Source organism: Mycobacterium gordonae (assembly GCF_017086405.1).
GTDB lineage: Bacteria > Actinomycetota > Actinomycetes > Mycobacteriales > Mycobacteriaceae > Mycobacterium > Mycobacterium gordonae_D.
This window is the reverse complement of record NZ_CP070973.1, coordinates 883325-901871: the sequence shown is the minus strand read 5'-3', so window position 1 is coordinate 901871 and position 18547 is coordinate 883325. Positions and strand designations below refer to the sequence as shown.

Genomic DNA, 18547 nt, shown 5'->3' with positions numbered 1-18547 from the left:
TCAGATCGGCGGCCTGGCCCGGCCTTGCATGGCCTCCCACACCCGCGACGGCGTCAGCGGCATGTCGGCATGCCGAACCCCGAACGGCGCCAACGCATCCACCACCGCGTTGACGACCGCCGGCGGCGATCCCACGGTGGCCGATTCGCCGATGCCCTTGGCGCCGATCGGGTGATGCGGCGACGGTGTGACGGTGTAGCCGGTCTCGAGGTGCGGCACCTCGAGCGCGGTGGGGATCAGATAGTCCATCAGGGAACCACCGAGGCAATTGCCGTCTTCGTCGAAGGCGATCATCTCCATCAGTGCCATCCCGATGCCGTCCACGATGCCGCCGTGCACCTGCCCCTCGATGATCATCGGGTTAATCCGGGTGCCGCAGTCGTCGACGGCGAGGAAGCGGCGCACCTTGACGACGGCCGTCCCGGGATCGATGTCCACCACGCAGAAATAGGCGCCGTAGGGATAGGTGAGGTTCGACGGGTTGTAGCAGATCTGCGCGTCCAGGCCCCCCTCGATGCCCTCGGGCAGATCGCCGGCGCCGTGCGCACGCATCGCGATGTCCTGGATGGTCACCGCCGCGGCCGGGTCGCCCTTGACGTGGAACTTGCCCTTCTCCCAATCCAGGTCGGCCACCGAGACTTCCAGCATGCCGGATGCGATGATCTTCGCCTTATCACGCACCTTGCGGGCCACCAGCGCTGCCGCCGCCCCCGACACCGGGGTGGATCGGCTGCCGTAGGTGCCCAGCCCGAACGGGGTCTGGTCGGTGTCGCCGTGCACCACGTCGATGTCCTCGGGCGGGATGCCCAGCTCCTCGGCCACGATCTGCGCGAACGTCGTCTCGTGCCCTTGGCCCTGGGTCTGCACCGAAAGCCGCACCACGGCTTTGCCGGTGGGGTGCACCCGGAGCTCGCAGCCGTCGGCCATGCCCAGGCCGAGGATATCCATGTCCTTGCGCGGTCCGGCGCCCACTGCCTCGGTGAAGAACGACATGCCGATGCCCATCAGTTCGCCACGCTCGCGCTTGGCGGCCTGCTCGGCCCGCAGCGCGTCGTAACCGATCATGTCCATGGCCTTGCGCAGAGTGGTTTCGTAGTCGCCGGAGTCGTAGACCCAGCCGGTCTTGCTCCGATAGGGGAACTGGTCGGGACGCAACAGGTTTCGCAACCGCAACTGCGCCGGATCCATCTTCAGGTCGAAGGCCAGGCAATCCACCAGCCGCTCCACCAGGTACACCGCCTCGGTGATGCGGAACGAACAGGCGTAGGCCACCCCGCCGGGCGCTTTGTTGGTGTACACCGCGGTCATGTGGCAATAGGCGGCCTCGAGGTCATAGCTTCCGGTGAAGACGCCGAAGAAGCCGGCCGGATACTTCACCGGCGCCGCGGTGCCGTTGAACGCGCCGTGGTCCGCCAGCACATTGGTGCGGATCGCCAGGATCTTGCCGTCATTGGTGGCGGCTATCTCGCCGACCATGATGTAGTCGCGGGCGAACCCGGTCGAGGTCAGGTTCTCGCTGCGGTCCTCCATCCACTTCACCGGCTTGCCCAGCACCAGCGAGGCGACGATCGCGCACACGTACCCCGGGTAGATCGGCACCTTGTTGCCGAATCCCCCACCGATGTCGGGCGAGATCACCTGAATCTTGTGCTCGGGCAGACCCGCAACCAATGCGTACAGGGTGCGGTGCGCGTGGGGCGCCTGGCTGGTGGACCACAGCGTCAGCTTTCCCGTCACCGGGTCCAGATCGGCCACCGCGCCACAGGTTTCCATCGGCGCCGGGTGCACCCGCGGGTAGACGATCTCCTGCTTGACCACCACGTCGGCCTTGGCGAATGCCGCCTCGGTCGCCGCGGCATCACCGGTCTCCCAGTCGAAGCAGTGGTTGTCAGTCTTGCCGTCCAGGTCGGTCCGGATCACCGGCGAGGACGGATCCAGCGCACGCCGGACATCAATGACGGGGTCCAGCGGGTCGTACTCGACGTCAATGAGTTCCAGGGCGTCGCGGGCGGAGTACCGGTCCTCGGCGACGACGAACGCCACCTCCTGACCCTGAAAGCGCACCTTGTCGGTAGCCAGCACCGCCTGCACGTCGTTGGACAGTGTCGGCATCCAGGCCAGGCCCTTGGCGGCCAGGTCGGCACCGGTCACCACCGCCTTTACCTTCGGGTGTGCTTGTGCCGCAGTCACATCGATGCTGACGATGTTCGCGTGCGCGAACGGTGACCGCAGGATAGCCAGGTGCAGCATGCCCGGCAGCACGACGTCGTCCACATAGCGTCCCCGGCCCCGGATGAACCGGGGATCCTCCTTGCGCAGCATCCGGCCGTAGCCGCATGGCTTCTGGTCGTTGTCGGCGGTGTCTTCGGGGGAAGGAGGACGGGATGCCCCGTCTTTGAAAGTGGTCATGATGTCGTCGCCTCGGTCTGGGAGTGCTCGGCGGCCCACTGGATGGACCGCACGATCGTCGTGTATCCGGTACAGCGGCAGATCTGCCCGGAGATGGCTTCCCGGATGGTTTCTTCGTCGGGATCGGGATTGCGGTCCAGCAGCGCGCGGGCGGTGATCATCATGCCGGGCGTGCAGAATCCACATTGCAGACCATGGCAGCGCATGAATCCTTCCTGCACGGGGTCCAGCGCTCCGTCCGGACCCGCCAACCCCTCGACGGTGCGCACGCTGTGACCGGAGGCCATGACGGCCAGCATGGTGCACGATTTGACCGGCACGCCGTCGACGTCGACCACACAGGTTCCGCAGTTGCTGGTATCACATCCCCAGTGAGTTCCGGTGAGCCGCAATTGGTCTCGCAGGAAATGCACGAGCAGCATTCGTGGCTCCACGTCGGCGCTGACCGGTTCACCGTTGACGGTCATGTTGACCTGCATGGTCAGTTCCCTTCCGGCTCAGGTTGATTGCGCACGCGCGCCACGGCGCTGCGCAGGGTTCGGATGGTCAGTTCGCCGGCCAGGTGCCGCTTGTAGTCCGCGGTGCCACGGACATCGGTCACCGGTTCGCAAGCTTGCCCGGCCAGCCGGCCGGCCTCGGCGAATGTCTCTTCGGTAGGTGGCCTGCCCACCAGTGCCGCCGATAGTTCCGCCAGCGCGGCACGGTCCGGGTTCACCGCGGTCAGTCCCACCCGGACGGCGGCGATGTCGTGGCCATCGAGCGTGACGGCCGACCCCGCAGCCGCCACCGCCCAGTCGCCTACCCGGCGTTCCACCTTCGCGTAGGCGCTGGACGTCCGGTGCCGCACCGGGATTCGCGTCTCGATGAGGATCTCGTTCGGGGCCACCGCGGTTTCATACGGGCCGATCAGGAAATCGTCGATCGGGATCTCACGTTCCCCGGAGGGCCCGCGCACCAGGCATACCGCGTCGAGCACTTCGCACACTGTGGACAGATCCTCGGCGGGATCCGCCTGGCACAGCGAACCACCCAAGGTGCCGCGGTTGCGCACCACCGGGTCGGCGATCACACGCTCGGCGTCGCGGAAGATCGGGCACACTGCGGCCAGCGTGTCGGATTCCAGAATCTCGCGATGGCGGGTCATCGCACCGATCCGGACCAGCGTCGGATCGGTGATCACATAGCCCAGCTCGGGTGCCAGGTCGTTGATGTCGATGAGGTATTCGGGGTTGGCGATGCGCAGCTTCATCATCGGTAGCAGGCTGTGTCCGCCGGCGACCACGCGCGCCTCCTCCCCCAGCCGGTCCAGCAGTCCGATGGCGTGGTCCACACTCGTCGCGCGTTCGTATTCGAAGGGCCCAGGTACTTGCATGCCGTGAAGTGTCTGCCCGCCACATAGGGGCGTCAATGCCGAGTTAAGCGATCCGTTAACTCGCTCTCGACCTGGGCGTCCGTTGCGTCGTGATGGATCCTGCCGACGATCTCGGCCAGTGGCCGCCCGCCCCCGCCCCACCGGCGGGCGATGATGTCGGCGGCGATCGAGACCGCGGTCTCCTCGGGAGTGCGGGCCCCCAGGTCCAGCCCGATGGGACTGGACAGCCGGGCCAGCTCCGCATCGGTGAGCCCGACGGCCCGCAACCGTTGCATCCGGTCGTCGTGCGTCCGGCGCGATCCCATCGCCCCCACGTAGCCGACGTCCAGTCGCAGCGCGATCTGAAGCACCGGCACGTCGAACTTCGGGTCATGGGTCAGCACGCAGATCACCGTGCGCCGGTCCAGTGCTCCGGCCTGCGCCTGCGCGGCGAGATATCGGTGCGGCCAGTCGACGACGACCTCGTCTGCGGTCGGGAAGCGCGCCGCAGTGGCGAAGACCCGGCGCGCGTCGCACACGGTGACCCGATAGCCGAGGAAGGTGCCCTGGCGGGCGACAGCGGCGGCGAAGTCGATCGCGCCGAAGACCAGCATCCGTGGTCGCGGCGCGAAACAGGACACGAAGACCTGCATGCCTTCACCGCGACGCTGACCCTCCGGTCCGTATTCCAGGATTCCGGTACGGCCCAGCGCCAGCAGGCCGCGGGCATCGTCGGTGACGGCGGCGTCGGCGCGGGCCGCGCCCAACGAGCCCGCGGTGTCCTCGGGAGTGATGACGATCCGGCGGCCGACCCGCTGGGCATCGGCATGGGCGATGACCGTCGCGACGGCCACCGACCGGTGCGCATCGATGTCGGCGGCCACCGAGCCGAGTTCGGGGAACGTCGCCTGCGACACCGCCTCGACAAAGATGTCGATGGTGCCCCCGCACGTGAGACCGACCGCGAACGCGTCGTCATCGCTGATGCCGTAGCGCTCCAGCCTCGGCACCCCGGTTCCGGCGACCTCGGTGGCCAGTTCGTAAACCGCGCTCTCCACGCAGCCACCCGACACCGATCCGCTGACCGAGCCGTCGGGCGCCACCATCATCGCGGCACCCGGTTGTCTCGGGGCCGAACGCATGGTCCGCACCACGGTCGCCAGCCCGGCGGTATCGCCTGCGCGCCAGATCGGCATCAGATCGGCAAGCACGTCACGCATGCTCTCAACGTAGGCTCATCGTTATGACCCCGGCTCAACTTCGGGCCTATTCGGCGGTGGTGCGGCTGGGCTCGGTGCGCGCCGCGGCCGCTGAGCTGGGCATGTCAGACGCCGGGATCTCGATGCACGTCGCCGCGCTGCGCAAGGAACTGGACGACCCGTTGTTCACCCGGACCGGAGCCGGGTTGGCGTTCACCCCGGGCGGGTTGCGGCTGGCCAGCCGGGCGGTGGAAATCCTGGGGCTGCAACAACAAACGGCGATCGAGGTCACCGAGGCCGCCCACGGTCGGCGGCTGCTGCACATCGCCGCATCCAGCACCTTCGCCGAGCACGCCGCACCTGGACTGATCGAACTGTTCTCGTCCCGGGCCGACGACCTGTCCGTGGAGTTGAGCGTGCATCCGACGAGTCAGTTCCGCGACCTGATCCGGTCGCGGGCGGTGGACATCGCGATCGGACCCGCTAGCGAGAGTTCGGTCGGTGCCGATCTGTTCGTGCGGCCGTTCCTGAAGTATCAGCTCATCACCGTGGTGGCACCGGAAAGCCCGCTCGCTGTGGGCATTCCGACGCCCGGGTTACTGCGCCAGCAGCAGTGGATGCTGGGACCTTCGGCCGGCAGTGCGGACGGTGAGATCGCAAATATGTTGGGCGGCTTGGCGATTCCGGAGTCGCAACAGCGGATCTTTCAGAGCGACGCCGCCGCTCTGGAAGAGGTGCTGCGGGTGGGGGGTGCGACCTTGACCATTGGCTTCGCGGTGGCCAAAGACCTGGCCGCCGGTCGGTTGACACACGTCACCGGGCCGGGACTGGACCAGGCCGGCGAGTGGTGTGCGATGACGTTGGCACCCTCGGCCCGCCAGCCGGCGGTGTCCGAGCTGGTCCGTTTCATCACCACGCCGAGGTGCATCCAGGCGATGATCCGCGGCAGCGGGGTCGGCGTGACGCGGTTCCGGCCGAAGGTGCACGTCACCTTGTGGAGTTAGCTATACGCTTTACCCCCATGAGCGTGTACAAGGTGATCGACATCATCGGGACCAGCCCCACGTCATGGGAGCAGGCCGCAACCGAGGCGGTACAGCGGGCGCGGGAGAGCGTCGACGACATCCGGGTGGCCCGGGTCATCGAGCAGGACCTCGCCGTGGACGCCACCGGCAAGATCACCTACCGCATCAAGCTCGAGGTCTCCTTCAAGATGAGGCCTGCCAAGCCGCAATAGACGAATCTGCCTCTAGGACGAACACCCTAGGGGCAGTTGGGAATCCGATTCAGAAGAAACATCTGGCCCAATCGGTTCAGCGGTGATAACGTCTGCCCCACGAGCGCGACTCGTGCGTTCGCGCGGGCTTTTGCCGGGTTGTTGGGAAGGACCGGGCCATGTCGTTCGTCGCTGCGTTTCCCGAAGCCATAGCCGAGACGGCAACGGACCTGGCCGGTATCGGGCGGGTGATCAATGCCGCCAACGCGGCCGCCGCGGAACGAACGACCGCGATCCTGGCTGCCGGCGGTGACGACGTGTCGGCGGCCATCGCGGCGGTGTTCGGCGCACATGGGCAGGGCTACCAAGCGATCAGCACCCGGGCATCGGCTTTCCACGCCCAGTTGATGCAGACCGTCGCCGCCGCCGCGGACTCCTATGCCGGCGCCGAGGCCACCAACGCCGAGCAGCTTCTGCTCGGCCTGATCAACGCGCCCACCCAGGCGCTGCTAGGCCGGCCGTTGATCGGCAACGGCGTCGACGGCGCCCCCGGAACGGGGCAGGCCGGCGGACCGGGCGGGCTGCTTTTCGGCAATGGCGGCAAGGGCGGCTCGGGCGGTCTGGCGAATCCCCGCGGCGGAAACGGCGGCGCGGCCGGGCTGTTCGGCGACGGCGGCGCGGGCGGAGTGGGTGCGCCCGGTGCGCCCGGCGGTAACGGCGGAGCCGGGGGCCTGCTGTTCGGTGCCGGCGGAGCAGGGGGCGCGGGCGGCAATGCCGTCGTCGCCGGCGGTAACGGCGGCAACGGCGGCGTGGGCGGCGCCGCCGGGCTGTTCGGTCAGGGCGGAGCCGGCGGCAACGGCGGGCTCGGCGCGGCCGGCGCCAACGCCGTCAACCCCACACCACTGCAGAACCAAGGTGCCCCGGCGGCCGCCGGCAGTGACGGCATCATCCAAAATCTCGGGTCTACCGGGGGCGCAGGTGGCCCCGGCGCCGGCGGCGTCAGCACCGCAGACACCGGTCAGGCCGGCGGCGCGGGCGGGAACGGGGCCAAGGCCGCCATCATCGGAGGCAATGGGGGGACAGGCGGAACCGGCGGCATCGGAGCTCCCGGTGGCACCGGCGGAGGCGGCGGAGACATCACCGGGTCGAATCCGGCGGCTGTCGCCGGGTCGGGTGGAACCGGTGGGGCCGGCGGCGCCGGTGCGTCCGGGGGTGCCGGCGGTCGCGGTGGCAACGGGATAGTCAGTCTCAACTCGCCTCTCGGCGCAGGCGGGACCGGCGGTACCGGAGGGACAGGTGGCATCGGTGCCGCCGGTGGACCCGGCGGCACCGGCGGCGGCGGTGCCAATGCGGGTGCCGGCGGCGCCGGCGGTACCGGAGGTGTCGGTGCCGCGGGCGGCCATGGAGGCGACGGTGGCGCCGGCGGAGCAGGAGGCCACGGTGGGCTCCTTTTCGGCAACGGCGGAGCAGGTGGCGCCGGGGGCCACGCTGCCCAAGGCGGCAATGGCGCTCAAGGCGGCCCTGGGGGCCAAGGGGGCGTTCCGGGCAGCAGCAGGATCGGCGGCATGGGCGGTAACGGCGGTAACGGCGGCGACGGTGGCGCCGGCGGAGACGGCGGAGACGGCGGAGACGGCGGCGCTGGTGGGGCCGGAGGACTGTTCGGCGGATCGGGGGCCGGCGGTGCGGCCGGCCTCGGCGCGACAGGCGGTTCAGGCGGCACTGGCGGAGCCGGCGGTGCCGGTGGCATCGCGAGCTCGATCGCCGGCCCTACTAACGGCGGCAATGGTGCTGCTGGCAACACCGGCACCGCAGGGAAAGCCGGCAGCGACGGCCTGCCTGGCTGAGAACCTACCAGGCGCGCGTCAGGTCACCGTGTTGGCGGACCCAGGCGCGCATGGCATGCCCGCTGCCACAACGGCATTGGTGCTGCGGGTGGAGCCGAACTGGGCGGTCGACACGATGACGGTCGCACCCGCGCGGGTGTGGTCGGTGATGCCCGGACCTTCCTGTCCGAACACCAACAGGCATTCCCGCGGTAGCAAGGTCTCTCCCAGCCGGGCCGCCCCGGCGACGTCGTCGACGGCAACCAACGCCAAACCGGCTGCGGCCGCGAACTGCATCAGTTCGGCGGTGCTGTCGTGTTGACACAACTCGTCGGCAGTGCGCACCACCGAGCCGTCGTTGGTGTCGTGCCCGAAGTTCTCGATCGCGCTGATTAGCGGGTGCCGGCGCGGGTCGATGTCGGCGATGATGGCGTTCCGGGTCCAGAACCGGTAGGCGTCGACGACATTGCGAGAATCACCGTCGTGCAACCGATCTGGGACGTGGCCCGGGTCGTCGGGCAACGCCCCGGGCCATGGGCGGACGCCCGTGGCCGGGCACCCCACTCGGTGACATCCGGGTGGCCGGGGTCATCGAGCAGGACCTCGCCGTGGACGCCACCGGCAAGATCACCTACCGGATCAAGCGGGAAGTCTCGTTCAAGATGAGGCCGGTTAAGTCTCAATAAAAGAACCTGCTTCTAGGACCAACGGCCTTGGCGCGGTTGGGAATCCGGTTCAGCCTGCAGCTCTGGCTCAATCGGTTCAGCGGTGATAACGTCTGCTCCGCGGGTGCGGCTCATGCATTCATTGTGCCGGTTAGCGGAAGGACCGGGCCATGTCGTTTATCACCGCAGTTCCCGAAGCTCTGGCCGCGACGGCGGCGGATCTGGCCGGCCTCGGATCAACAATCAATGCCGCCAACGCGGCTGCGGCGTCCCACACAACCACCGTCTTGGCCGCCGGCGCCGACGAAGTCTCGGCGGCGATCGCGGCGGTGTTCGGCGCGCATGCGCAGAGCTACCAAGCAATCAGTGGCCAGGCGTCGGCTTTCCACGCCCAGTTCATGCAGGCCTTGTCCGCAGCCGCAGACTCCTATGCCGGCGCCGAGGCCACCAACGCCGAGCAGGTTCTGCTCGGGCTGATCAACGCGCCCACTCAGACACTGCTAGGCCGCCCGCTGATCGGCAACGGCGCCGACGGCGCGCCCGGGACCGGGCAGAACGGCGGCTCCGGCGGGTTGTTGTTCGGCAACGGCGGCAACGGCGGCTCGGGAGGTCTGGCGAATCCCCGCGGCGGAAACGGCGGCGCGGCCGGGTTCTTCGGCGACGGCGGCGCGGGCGGAGTGGGTGCGCCCGGTGCGCCCGGCGGAAATGGCGGAGCCGGCGGCCTGCTGTTCGGTGCCGGCGGAGCAGGGGGCGCGGGGGGCAACGCCGTCGTCGCCGGCGGAAACGGCGGCAACGGCGGCGTGGGCGGCGCCGCCGGGCTGTTCGGTCAAGGCGGAGCCGGCGGCAACGGCGGCCTCGGCGCGGCCGGCGCCAACGCAGTCAACCCCACACCGCTGCAGAACCAAGGTGCTCCAGCGGGGGCGGGCACTCCTGGTGCATCCGGCGGGAACGTCGGTGGCCCGGGTGAACCGGGCGCCAACGGCGTCAGCAGTTCCACTGTGGGTCAGGCCGGTGGTGTCGGCGGCGACGGCGGCAACGCCACGGTCACCGGTGGCAACGGTGGCACTGGTGGTGTCGGGGGCTTCGGCGCGCCGGGCGGCGCGGGAGGCGACGGCGGTCAGGGCAGTAATTCGTTGGGCCGCGGTGGAACCGGCGGCACCGGAGGTGCCGGCGGTGCGGGCGCTCCCGGTGGTGACGGCGGCACCGGCGGCCTGGGCGGCACGAACCCAAACCCTGGTTTCGGCGGCACGGGCGGCACCGGCGGAGAAGGCGGCACCGGAGCCGCAGGCGGCAACGGTGGCACTGGAGGTGCCGGCTTCGCGGGCGGCGGTGCCGGCGGAACCGGCGGCTCGGGCGGAGTGGGTGCCGCGGGCGGCTCCGGAGGCACTGGCGGCTCGGGCGGTGCAGGTGGTCGCGGCGGGCTGATCTTCGGCAACGGCGGAGCCGGCGGCCTCGGTGGCAACGCGGGTGTGGGTGGCGCCGGTGATCATGGCGGTCACGGCGGAAACGGCGGCGCCGGCGGCAACAACGGCATCGCGGTCGGCACCGGAGGGAACGGCGGTACCGGAGGCGATGGAGGCGACGGCGGCAACGGCGGTAACGGCGGCAACGGCGGAGCCGGTGGCGCCGGGGGCCTGTTCGGCAGCTCGGGTGCCGCGGGCGCCGGCGGTTCCGGTGCGGTCGGCGGTGCCGGCGGCAGCCCCGGTCTGGGCGGCAGCGGCGGGGACGGCGTTGTCGACGGCGTCGCCGGTGGCCTCGGGCAGCCCGGAGTTGCCGGGAAGGCCGGCAGCGACGGCCTGCCCGGCTGAGGGGTTCACCAGGCGCTCGTGAGGTCGCCGTGCTGCCGGATCCACGCATGCATCGCGATGCCTGCTGCCACACCGGCATTGATGCTGCGCGTCGAGCCGAACTGGGCGATCGACACGGTGACCATCGCACCCGCGCGGGTGTCGTCGGTGATGCCCGGTCCTTCCTGTCCGAACACCAACAGGCAGTCGCGCGGCAGCGGGGTCTCTTCCAGCCGGGCCGCGCCGGGAACGTTGTCGACGGCGATCACCTCCAGACCGGCTCGCGCCGCGAACTCCATCAGTTCGGCCGTGCTGTCGTGATGACACAACCGCTGGTAACGGTCGGTCACCATGGCGCCGCGGCGGTTCCACCGCCGCCGTCCGACGATATGGACGGTGTCCACCGCGAACGCGTTGGCGGTGCGTACCACCGAGCCGATGTTGGCGTCGTGCCCGAAGTTCTCGATCGCCACATGGAGCGGCTGACGTCGCTTATCTATGTCGGCGATGATGGCCTCCCGGGTCCAGTACCGGTAGGCATCGACGACGTTGCGAGTATCCCCGTCGCGCAACAGATCTGGGTCATAGCGGGGATCGTCGGGCAATGCGCCCGCCCACGGTCCGACGCCGGTGGCCGGGGCACCCCACTCGGTCGGCCCGGGCTCGAGCCCGCTCACTTGGCGGTCCACACCCCGGCGTGGGTGCCTTCGATCGATACCGTCGCGTACAACAGGGCCTGGCTGATCTCACCCGACGTGCACAGCGACGCATTGACCTGGATCGAATCCCGCGATGCGTCGGGCAGGATCAGCACCGACGACCCATAGGCCGCACAGGCCGGGTTCAGTCCGCGGGCCGGCAAACTCGGCGCGACCACCAACATCAGCGGTCCACCGCGGCGTGCGGAATCGTCGCGGTACTGGGCCCCGATGGCCCCCGCTTCCAGGTTCAGCAACATGTAGCCGTTGCCCTTAAACGCCGTCGGGTCACTCAACTGCGCCTTGCTTATCGGTAGGCCGTCGGCGCGCCATCCCGAAGCGTTGGTGGACTTCACCACCAATCCGGTGTCGTTGACATTGGTGGGCGGCAGCCCGACCGGAAAGGCCGCAGCGTAAGCGGCCGAGGTACCGGCGATCCGCTCGTGCGGCGAATAAGCGTAGACGCCCCGCACCGCACTGCGTTCCTTCAGCGGGCCGAGGCAGACGGTGCCGGTGAGCCGGTCCGGGGGCGCCTTCAGCGGTGAAACGTCCGGCATCTTCGTCGTCGCGTCGTCACAGCTGCCCAGCGCGTTGGCTTCCATCGGATGCGACAGCGCGCCGTAGAGGCCGAAGCGAACATCTTCGGCCTTGGCGTGTGGCCCTTTCGGATCCGTCGGCGAGGCGTCGACGTCGATGAGCACGAAGTCCTGCCCCCACCGCAGATTCGACACCGAGATGTTCCAGCCCAGTACGGCCAGCGATTCACCGATCCGGGCGCTCGGGGCTCCAAAGATCCGGCCGGACCGCTCCGAACCCGAGCAGCCCGCCAGAGCGCACACGACCAGTACGGCCATCAGTGCACCCCGAACGCGCACGCGGCCTAGCCCAGCCCCAGATCGGCGAGGCCCAGCACGCTGCGGTAGGGGACACCCTCGGCTTCGATCGCCTCGGCGGCGCCGGTAGCGCGGTCCACCACGGTCGCCACCCCGATCACCTCCCCGCCGGCTTCGCGGACGGCATGCACCGCCGTCAGCGCGGAGCCACCGGTGGTGCTGGTGTCCTCGACCACCAGCACGCGCTGGCCGGAAACCTCGGTTCCTTCGATAAGTCGTTGCATCCCATGGGTTTTCACTGACTTGCGGACAACGAACGCGTCGATTGGTCGGCCAGGCGCATGCATGATGGCGGTGGCCACCGGGTCAGCGCCCAACGTCAGGCCGCCGACCAGCGCGTAGTCCCAGTCCTGCGTGACCTCCCGCATCAGCCGGCCGATCAGCGCCGACGCCCGATGGTGCAGGGTGGCGCGGCGCAGGTCGACGTAGTAGTCGGCCTCTTTGCCGGAGGACAGGGTGACCCGCCCATGCACCACCGACAGTTGACGCACGAGCTCGGCCAGTTCGGTCTTGGCCTCCGGATCAGGTCCGGCCACGACCGCCGCCGAAACGTTTGGTGAACATCATCGCCAGCCTGCGCGGCATGGCCCGCCCCGTGGCGACCAGGAACTTGTACTGCGCGCCGGGGACGATGACGACTTTGCCGCCGGCGATGTCGGCGAGGCTTTCCCGGACGACGTCGTCGACCTCAAGCCACATGAACGACGGCACCGAAGCCATGTCCAATCCGGCACGACTGTGAAACTCGGTGTGCACGTAGCCCGGACACACCGCATGCACGCCAACGCCCATGCCCTGCAAGCTGTTTGCGAGGCCTTCGCTGAAGGAGATCACCCACGCTTTGGACGCCGAGTAGGTTGATCCCCGACCGGGCAGCAGGCCGGCGACGCTGGCGATGTTGATGACCGTGCCGGTACCCGCGTCCATCATGGCCGGCAGCGCGGCGCGCGTCAGGTGCATCACCGCGGCCACGTTGACGTCGAGTTGCCTCTGCAGGTCCGCCGGATCGGTCGCCCAGAATTCGCCGGACATGCCGAAGCCGGCGTTGTTGACCAGCACCCGCACTCCGTCGGCAAGCCGGTCGGCCACCTTGTCCCGGTCGCCGGCCCGCGCCAGGTCCGCGGGCAGGATCTCGATGCTGCCGGCCTCGGACTCGAGTTCGCCGGCCAGTTGCTCGAGGCGTTGCGCGTCGCGGGCAACCAGGACCAGGTCGTAACCATCCCGGGCATAGCGGCGCGCGTAGCCGGCACCAATGCCGGAGGTCGGCCCAGTAATCAGCGCAACAGGTCGAGGCATGTGCTCTCAGTGCTGGTAGTTGCTGGCCTGCTGGCCGTTGCGTCCGGTCCGCGGCGGACGGGGAGTGCCCTCAGATCGGCTCTCCTCACGGGCAACGGGCTCGGCTGCTCGGCGAGCCGGATCGGGCATCACCCCGGCGATCGGGTCCGCCTGAGCGCGACGCTGGGGCAACTCGGCGCGGGCGGCCGGGGCCAGCGGACGGCCCGGCGCCGCGTTGCGGCGTCCTTCGGGCTCGCCCTCCTCCTGCGGGGCTTCGGCAGGCAGCGGTGGCAACACCCGCAGTAGGTCGTTGAATTGGCGCACCGTGCGCAGACCTTCGTCCCACTGCGCGCGCGTGCTGGCAATGGGCATGGCGACCAGAGTCCAGTTCTGCTCGTTCCACATGATCTCGGCGCAGTCCGGTGCGGTGTGCGCGAAAGTGACCATGCGCCGGTCGCACGCCCGACGGGCCGCGTCGAGGTTGGTGGAGTACACCATGCGCGGGCCGATCGCACCGAGCAGCCAGATGTCGCTCTCCCGCGGTTCCTTCAGCCCCTTGAGCCGCAGATCGACGACGACGTTCGTGCCCACCTTGCGATGCAGCGCGATCACCGTGGCGACTTCCTCGAGGTCGAAGATGTAGACCGCCTCGCCGCGGATCTGGCCGAGAACCACATCCTGAGCCGAGACATCGCCGACCGTCGACATCACACCGCGCTTCCAGCGGTACAGGATGTCGGCGGATTCGCGTTCGTAGTCGAATCCGTGCGAACGCGCCCACGACCTGCGGCGTCGGCTGCGCCCACGACGTCGATCGATGTCGACGTACAACAAAACCGCCGCACCGACGAAGCACAGTGCGGAAAGCGTGAACCAGAGCGGGACCATCCCCAACAGAGTATCTGCTTGGTCAGCCGAACAGAGAATCCGAGCAGGTCACAACCGAATCACAGGACGTAACACACCGGCGAGCCAGCGGACACCACTCGCGCCGCCCCGCGTGAGCAGAAGCGCGATGAGAAGTGCTTGTCGAGCATCACAAGGCGGTCCATTGTGCGTCGCGATGCCTGGCGCCCAGTGAGCTGTCGGTGATCCGAAGTCGCACAGGTGCCCGATGGCGCCTGAAACGCTTCGAAGCAACATCTGCAGACGGCGGCTGGCGAGCCTCCGCGCCGGCGAACTCAATTGCGACCTTGCAGCCTATGGTGCGTCCCCGTGATCGATGGTCCGTCCCCGTAATCCAGCTGTGATTGTTCGGAAATAGCCGTGGGTATCGGCTCTGGGCGGCTGCATTAAGGCGCTCGGCTCGCGAGCCTGGGTCCGGAATAGAGCAAATTCGACGCGGCATTCTCGGGAGGGAGTACTACGACAGCGAACGAAACCGCTGCTCACACCGCCGTACGCCGGGTGAGCCAAGCGCAGTATTCATACACCACAAGTACTTCCCCTTGGCGCGGGTCTTAGTACTCTTCTGGCGAAGACCTCCACGAATTCCCCTTTAAAGCCCATTCAAGAGGAGTTCACATGTCACTAGTGGCGTTACCAAAGGCACTCGCTTCCGCTGCAGGTGATCTGGCCGTCGTGCGTTCGTCGACAGTGGCAGCGAGTACCGCCGCGGCGACACGCACCACCGGTGTGGTCGTGGCGGCCGGTATCGAGATATCCGTGGCGATCGCGACGTTGTTTCGGCAAGGGCGCCAGCACCGGCGGCGTCGGCGGCCAGGGAGGCGTCGGCAGTAACGGCGGCACTGGTACCAACTTCGTGGCAGGCGGCACCGGTGGCGACGGCGGCGACGGCGGCGACGGACTAGGCCGGCTTGGCCAGAACGGCGGCCCGCCGAAGGACGGCCAACCGGCAATGGCAAAAACGGCGGCGAAGGCGGCGCCGGTGGCACCGGCGGAAAAGGGGGCGGCCAGCCCTAATGCATGACCTCTATGAGTGCAATCTCAATGCACTTTGCAGAGATGCGTCTACTCGCTACTGATTACGGATCTTGCACCAAAGCCACCTCACCTCGGTGAGTCTGGCTCGAATTGAGGGAGACTCGATGCGTCTAATGGCGGTACCTGAGGCACTGGCCACGGCGGCTGGCGACTTAGCCAAGATTCGCACGACTGTTGTTGCGGCCAGTGCAACCGCATCAATACCGACCACTGAACTCGTCAGTGCGGCCGGTGACGAAGTGTCGGCGGCAATCACCGCCGTGTTCAGCGACTACGGTCGACAGTTTCACGCGCTAACTACGCAGGCCACGACATTTCACGAGCAGTTCGCACGCACACTTGTTGGTGCGGGGCAGGCGTATGCCACGGCTGAAGTGGCCAACGCCTCCCCGCTTCAGCTGATCGAACAGCAGGTTTTGGGGGCGATCAACGCCCCAACCCAGCTGCTCGTTGGGCGCGGACTCATCGGCAACGGCGCCGACGGCACCGCGGCAAACCCTAACGGTGGTGCTGGTGGCTTGCTGTGGGGCGACGGCGGTAACGGTTACTCCTCGACCACCGAAGCGGTCGCGGGGGGTGCGGGCGGTGCGGCAGGGCTCATCGGCCATGGCGGCGCCGGCGGAATCGGGGGCCCTGGGGCGGCCGGCGGGCCGGGCGGTAACGGCGGCTGGCTGTATGGCAACGGCGGCAACGGGGGCCCTGGTGGCGCTGGCACCGCGTCTGGCATGGTCGGCGGCAACGGCGGCAACGGCGGCGCTGCCGGACTGATCGGGAGGGGCGGAGGCGGTGGGGCTGGGGGTGCAGGCGCGCCCGGCATGCCCGGTACGCCGGGTAACTATGCGATCACCTCATCAGGCGACACCGGCGGCATCGGTGCCGGCGGTGGAAACGGTGGGATCGGTGGGGCCGGTGGAAGGTTGTACGGATTCGGTGGAGCCGGCGGCATAGGCGGGGAGGGCGGAGCGGGCGGCGTAGGCGGGTCAGGCAGCGACGGTTTTTCACCAAATCCCTTCTACGCGCCCGGTTCGGGCGGGACGGACGGCGGCAACGGCGGCGACGGCGGGGCTGGTGGCCAAGGCGGTGCTGGCGGTGCTGGCGGAGCGGCTGGATTGCTCGGGGCGCCCGGCGTGCAAGGCGCCGGCGGCTCCGGGGGGACTGGCGGGGCCGGAGGCGCCGCAGGAAACGGCGGTGCCGGAGCCAGCGGCTCACCGACCTTCGGCAGCGGCAGCGGCGGGCCCGGTGGGGCTGGTGGCGACCCCGGGGTCGGTGGTCGAGGCGGCGAAGGCGGCGCTGGCTCCGTTCGGGGAGCTACCGGCGCCGACGGCTATTCGCCCACCAGCGGCGGCGACGGGGGCCGAGGCGGCGACGGCGTCGCGGCCATCACCCCTGGCGGCAACGGCGGCAACGGAGGCCGCGGCGGTGATGGCGGCCGATATGGCAATGGCGGGGCCGGCGGCGACGGCGCCGCGGCCGTCACCCCAGGCGGCCACGGCGGCGACGGTGGGCGCGGCGGCGACGGCGGCCATTATGGCAACGGCGGAGCCGGCGGCAACGGCGGTAACGGCGGCAACGGCACCGCCGGTGAAACCCCCTCGACCCTGGGCGCTGACGGCACGAACGGAACCGCGGGAGGCAAGGGCGGCGACGGCGGCGACGGCGGCCAAGCCGGCATCGAGGGCACTAGCGGCGGTCAGGGGGGCAAGGGCGGCGACGGCGGAGATGGCGGGAGCGGCGGCACCGGCGCAGACGGGTCATTGATCAGCGAGAACGGCAAACTCGGGAGCGGCGGCAACGGTGGAAGCGGCGGAAACGCCGGCGACGGTGGCGCCGGCGGCGCCGGGGGTGGTGCCACACACGGGACTGGCGGCGGGGGCGGCGCCGGCGGCAGTGCAGGCAAAGCTGGCGATGGTGGCACGGGCGGCGATGGTGCCGCCGTGCCCGGTGAAACTGCGACCGGCGGAAACGGCGGCAACGGCGGCACGGGCGGCGACTCAGGAGTGGGCGGGCGCGGCGGCAGGGGCGGCAGCGGCACAGAGATCGGCAAGAGCGGCCCGGACGGTACATCTGCTACCGCCGGCCGTGGCGGAGACGGCGGCAACGGAGGGTTCCTTGGTAGATCTCTCAGAGGGCAAGCCGGCGGCCAGGGCGGGCAGGGCGGCGACGGTGGCCGAGGCGGCATCTCGGCTACTGGCGGTGCCGGCGGCAACGGTGGCAACGGTGGCGGTGCTGGCGGTCCCACGGTCGTCGAGGGCAACGGCGGCAACGGCGGCAGCGGCGGCAGCGGCGGCGACGGCCGCACAGGCGGCGCAGGCGGCAACGGCGGTGACGGCGGCAGTAGCAACGGCTCTACTGGCCCGACGTTGTTCATAGGCGGAGGCGGAGGCGATGGCGGCGATGGCGGCACCGGCAGCAACGGAGGGGGTGGCGACGGCGGCAACGGCGGGAAAGCCGGCTCGAGCAATTCCTACAGCTTCAAGGGCCGTTCCGGCGGCGCAGGTGGCGATGGAGGAAACGGCACCAACGGAGCGGGTGGCCACGGCGGCAACGGCGGTGATGGCGGCCTTAGTACTAACGGTCCAGCATCCGACGGCGGCGCAGGCGGCAACGGCGGCGCCGGTGACAACGGCGGAAACGGCGGCGCGGGCGGCGACGGCGGCCGAATTGGCGGGGGTTCGCGTACCGCAGTGCCCGGCGGTAACGGCGGCCACGGCGGCGACGGCGGCCTGGGTAAGGGAGCCACAACCGGCGGCCTTGGAGGACACGGCGGGAACGGCGGCACTGGAAGCTCCGAGAACCAGAACATTGTGGGCGGGCGGGGCGGCGACGGCGGCACGGGTGGTGACGGCGGAGACTCCGAGTTCGGCGCCGGCGGCGTGGGCGGCGCCGGCGGCACCGGCGGCAACGGCGGCAGCGGGAGAAACCTGCCCGGCCAGCTTGGCTCATTAGGCGGTCCGGCGGGACAGCCCATGGGCTTCATTGGCGGCACTGGCGGTACTGCCGGCACCGGCGGAAAAGGAGGCGGTACCTGATCGGACCCTTCGCCCTGCTGCAACCACTCGCTTGGCGCCCAACATGACGCGGTACTGTTCGGACCCAACATCGCGGGCGGATACCGCGGACTGAACCCACCACCGGGCGCCAACGCCAATGTCGCCTTGCAGTACGTACAAACCACACAACTGTCGGGTGATATGCACCGCGCAATTCCAAGGTAATTTTGTTGAGAAAAGGCCGTACGAGGCTAGCGAGATCCCGTTAGCCTCAAGCGGTCGGTTCCATCCATTTCC

17 protein-coding genes and 1 pseudogene are annotated in these 18547 nt (G+C 69.4%); 8 read left to right on the top strand and 10 right to left on the bottom strand.

Going from position 1 to position 18547, the window contains the following annotated elements; translation table 11 throughout:
- From JX552_RS03745 to JX552_RS03730, 4 genes are read right to left on the bottom strand one after another with little or no spacing between them, the layout of a single operon-like run.
- Complete coding sequence (locus JX552_RS03745) at window positions 1-2409, bottom strand: aerobic carbon-monoxide dehydrogenase large subunit (protein WP_205876161.1); 2409 nt, start codon at window positions 2407-2409, stop codon at window positions 1-3.
- Window positions 2406-2888 (bottom strand): (2Fe-2S)-binding protein, encoded by a 483-nt coding sequence (locus JX552_RS03740; protein ID WP_205876160.1) that lies wholly within the window; start codon window positions 2886-2888, stop codon window positions 2406-2408. Before JX552_RS03740 ends, JX552_RS03745 begins: the two co-directional genes overlap by 4 nt.
- A 2-nt stretch (window positions 2889-2890) precedes the next feature.
- Window positions 2891-3781, bottom strand: coding sequence for an FAD binding domain-containing protein (locus JX552_RS03735; RefSeq protein WP_205876159.1), 891 nt, complete (start codon window positions 3779-3781; stop codon window positions 2891-2893).
- Window positions 3782-3813: 32 nt separating this feature from the next.
- Window positions 3814-4980, bottom strand: a complete 1167-nt coding sequence (locus JX552_RS03730; protein ID WP_205876158.1) for an XdhC family protein — start codon at window positions 4978-4980, stop codon at window positions 3814-3816.
- Window positions 4981-5003: 23 nt separating this feature from the next.
- On the opposite strand from JX552_RS03730, the gene JX552_RS03725 reads away from it, so the two are divergent.
- From JX552_RS03725 to JX552_RS03715, 3 genes are all read left to right on the top strand, one after another.
- A complete protein-coding gene (locus JX552_RS03725) occupies window positions 5004-5963 on the top strand; it encodes a LysR family transcriptional regulator (RefSeq protein ID WP_205876157.1) in 960 nt (319 codons plus the stop codon).
- 17 nt (window positions 5964-5980) lie between these two features.
- Window positions 5981-6196: a dodecin family protein gene (locus JX552_RS03720; protein ID WP_065133334.1), complete on the top strand. Its 216-nt coding sequence runs from the start codon at window positions 5981-5983 to the stop codon at window positions 6194-6196.
- Between the two features lie 158 nt (window positions 6197-6354).
- Complete coding sequence (locus JX552_RS03715; RefSeq protein WP_205876156.1) at window positions 6355-8019, top strand: PE family protein; 1665 nt, start codon at window positions 6355-6357, stop codon at window positions 8017-8019.
- A 4-nt stretch (window positions 8020-8023) separates the two neighbouring features.
- Here the strand turns inward: JX552_RS03715 and JX552_RS03710 are convergent.
- A pseudogene (locus JX552_RS03710) lies at window positions 8024-8562 on the bottom strand (TrmH family RNA methyltransferase).
- Between JX552_RS03710 and JX552_RS33940 the strand changes: the two are divergent.
- Together JX552_RS33940 and JX552_RS03700 are read left to right on the top strand one after the other, a co-directional pair.
- Complete coding sequence (locus tag JX552_RS33940; protein ID WP_431195916.1) at window positions 8532-8684, top strand: hypothetical protein; 153 nt, start codon at window positions 8532-8534, stop codon at window positions 8682-8684. The pseudogene JX552_RS03710 and the gene JX552_RS33940 sit on opposite strands and share 31 nt — an antisense overlap.
- 149 nt (window positions 8685-8833) lie before the next feature.
- Window positions 8834-10471 (top strand): PE family protein, encoded by a 1638-nt coding sequence (locus JX552_RS03700; protein ID WP_205876155.1) that lies wholly within the window; start codon window positions 8834-8836, stop codon window positions 10469-10471.
- A 5-nt stretch (window positions 10472-10476) separates the two neighbouring features.
- Here the strand turns inward: JX552_RS03700 and JX552_RS03695 are convergent, their stop codons facing one another.
- Genes JX552_RS03695 through ttfA form a run of 5 tightly spaced genes read right to left on the bottom strand, consistent with a single transcriptional unit; the run spans window position 10477 to window position 14204 of the window.
- Complete coding sequence (locus tag JX552_RS03695) at window positions 10477-11127, bottom strand: TrmH family RNA methyltransferase (protein WP_205876154.1); 651 nt, start codon at window positions 11125-11127, stop codon at window positions 10477-10479.
- The gene (locus JX552_RS03690; RefSeq protein WP_205876153.1) at window positions 11124-12002 is read right to left on the bottom strand and encodes a hypothetical protein; all 879 of its coding nucleotides are present in this window, start codon (window positions 12000-12002) and stop codon (window positions 11124-11126) included. The genes JX552_RS03695 and JX552_RS03690 overlap by 4 nt, the downstream gene beginning before the upstream one ends.
- Before the next feature lie 26 nt (window positions 12003-12028).
- On the bottom strand, window positions 12029-12577 hold the full coding sequence (gene pyrE, locus JX552_RS03685) for an orotate phosphoribosyltransferase (protein ID WP_205876152.1): 549 nt from the start codon (window positions 12575-12577) through the stop codon (window positions 12029-12031).
- Window positions 12564-13337, bottom strand: coding sequence for an SDR family NAD(P)-dependent oxidoreductase (locus tag JX552_RS03680; protein ID WP_205876151.1), 774 nt, complete (start codon window positions 13335-13337; stop codon window positions 12564-12566). The genes pyrE and JX552_RS03680 overlap by 14 nt, the downstream gene beginning before the upstream one ends.
- Window positions 13338-13343: 6 nt before the next feature.
- Window positions 13344-14204: a trehalose monomycolate transport factor TtfA gene (ttfA, locus tag JX552_RS03675; protein WP_205876150.1), complete on the bottom strand. Its 861-nt coding sequence runs from the start codon at window positions 14202-14204 to the stop codon at window positions 13344-13346.
- A gap of 636 nt (window positions 14205-14840) precedes the next feature.
- Here ttfA and JX552_RS33935 point away from each other — a divergent pair.
- From JX552_RS33935 to JX552_RS03660, 3 genes are all read left to right on the top strand, one after another.
- Window positions 14841-15056, top strand: a complete 216-nt coding sequence (locus JX552_RS33935; RefSeq protein WP_205876149.1) for a PE domain-containing protein — start codon at window positions 14841-14843, stop codon at window positions 15054-15056.
- Entirely contained in the window at window positions 14950-15246 is a 297-nt protein-coding gene (locus JX552_RS03665; RefSeq protein WP_205878783.1) for a hypothetical protein, read from the top strand. Before JX552_RS33935 ends, JX552_RS03665 begins: the two co-directional genes overlap by 107 nt.
- Before the next feature lie 118 nt (window positions 15247-15364).
- Window positions 15365-18289: a PE family protein gene (locus JX552_RS03660; RefSeq protein ID WP_205876148.1), complete on the top strand. Its 2925-nt coding sequence runs from the start codon at window positions 15365-15367 to the stop codon at window positions 18287-18289.
- The last annotated feature ends 258 nt before the right edge of the window (window positions 18290-18547 follow it).

Coding starts and splice junctions, on each gene's coding strand:
- JX552_RS03745 (WP_205876161.1), bottom strand. CDS start 2,409: ATGACCACTTTCAAAGACGGGGCATCCCGTCCTCCTTCCCCCGAAGAC.
- JX552_RS03740 (WP_205876160.1), bottom strand. CDS start 2,888: ATGCAGGTCAACATGACCGTCAACGGTGAACCGGTCAGCGCCGACGTG.
- JX552_RS03735 (WP_205876159.1), bottom strand. CDS start 3,781: ATGCAAGTACCTGGGCCCTTCGAATACGAACGCGCGACGAGTGTGGAC.
- JX552_RS03730 (WP_205876158.1), bottom strand. CDS start 4,980: ATGCGTGACGTGCTTGCCGATCTGATGCCGATCTGGCGCGCAGGCGAT.
- JX552_RS03725 (WP_205876157.1), top strand. CDS start 5,004: ATGACCCCGGCTCAACTTCGGGCCTATTCGGCGGTGGTGCGGCTGGGC.
- JX552_RS03720 (WP_065133334.1), top strand. CDS start 5,981: ATGAGCGTGTACAAGGTGATCGACATCATCGGGACCAGCCCCACGTCA.
- JX552_RS03715 (WP_205876156.1), top strand. CDS start 6,355: ATGTCGTTCGTCGCTGCGTTTCCCGAAGCCATAGCCGAGACGGCAACG.
- JX552_RS33940 (WP_431195916.1), top strand. CDS start 8,532: ATGGGCGGACGCCCGTGGCCGGGCACCCCACTCGGTGACATCCGGGTG.
- JX552_RS03700 (WP_205876155.1), top strand. CDS start 8,834: ATGTCGTTTATCACCGCAGTTCCCGAAGCTCTGGCCGCGACGGCGGCG.
- JX552_RS03690 (WP_205876153.1), bottom strand. CDS start 12,002: ATGGCCGTACTGGTCGTGTGCGCTCTGGCGGGCTGCTCGGGTTCGGAG.
- JX552_RS03680 (WP_205876151.1), bottom strand. CDS start 13,337: ATGCCTCGACCTGTTGCGCTGATTACTGGGCCGACCTCCGGCATTGGT.
- ttfA (WP_205876150.1), bottom strand. CDS start 14,204: ATGGTCCCGCTCTGGTTCACGCTTTCCGCACTGTGCTTCGTCGGTGCG.
- JX552_RS33935 (WP_205876149.1), top strand. CDS start 14,841: ATGTCACTAGTGGCGTTACCAAAGGCACTCGCTTCCGCTGCAGGTGAT.
- JX552_RS03660 (WP_205876148.1), top strand. CDS start 15,365: ATGCGTCTAATGGCGGTACCTGAGGCACTGGCCACGGCGGCTGGCGAC.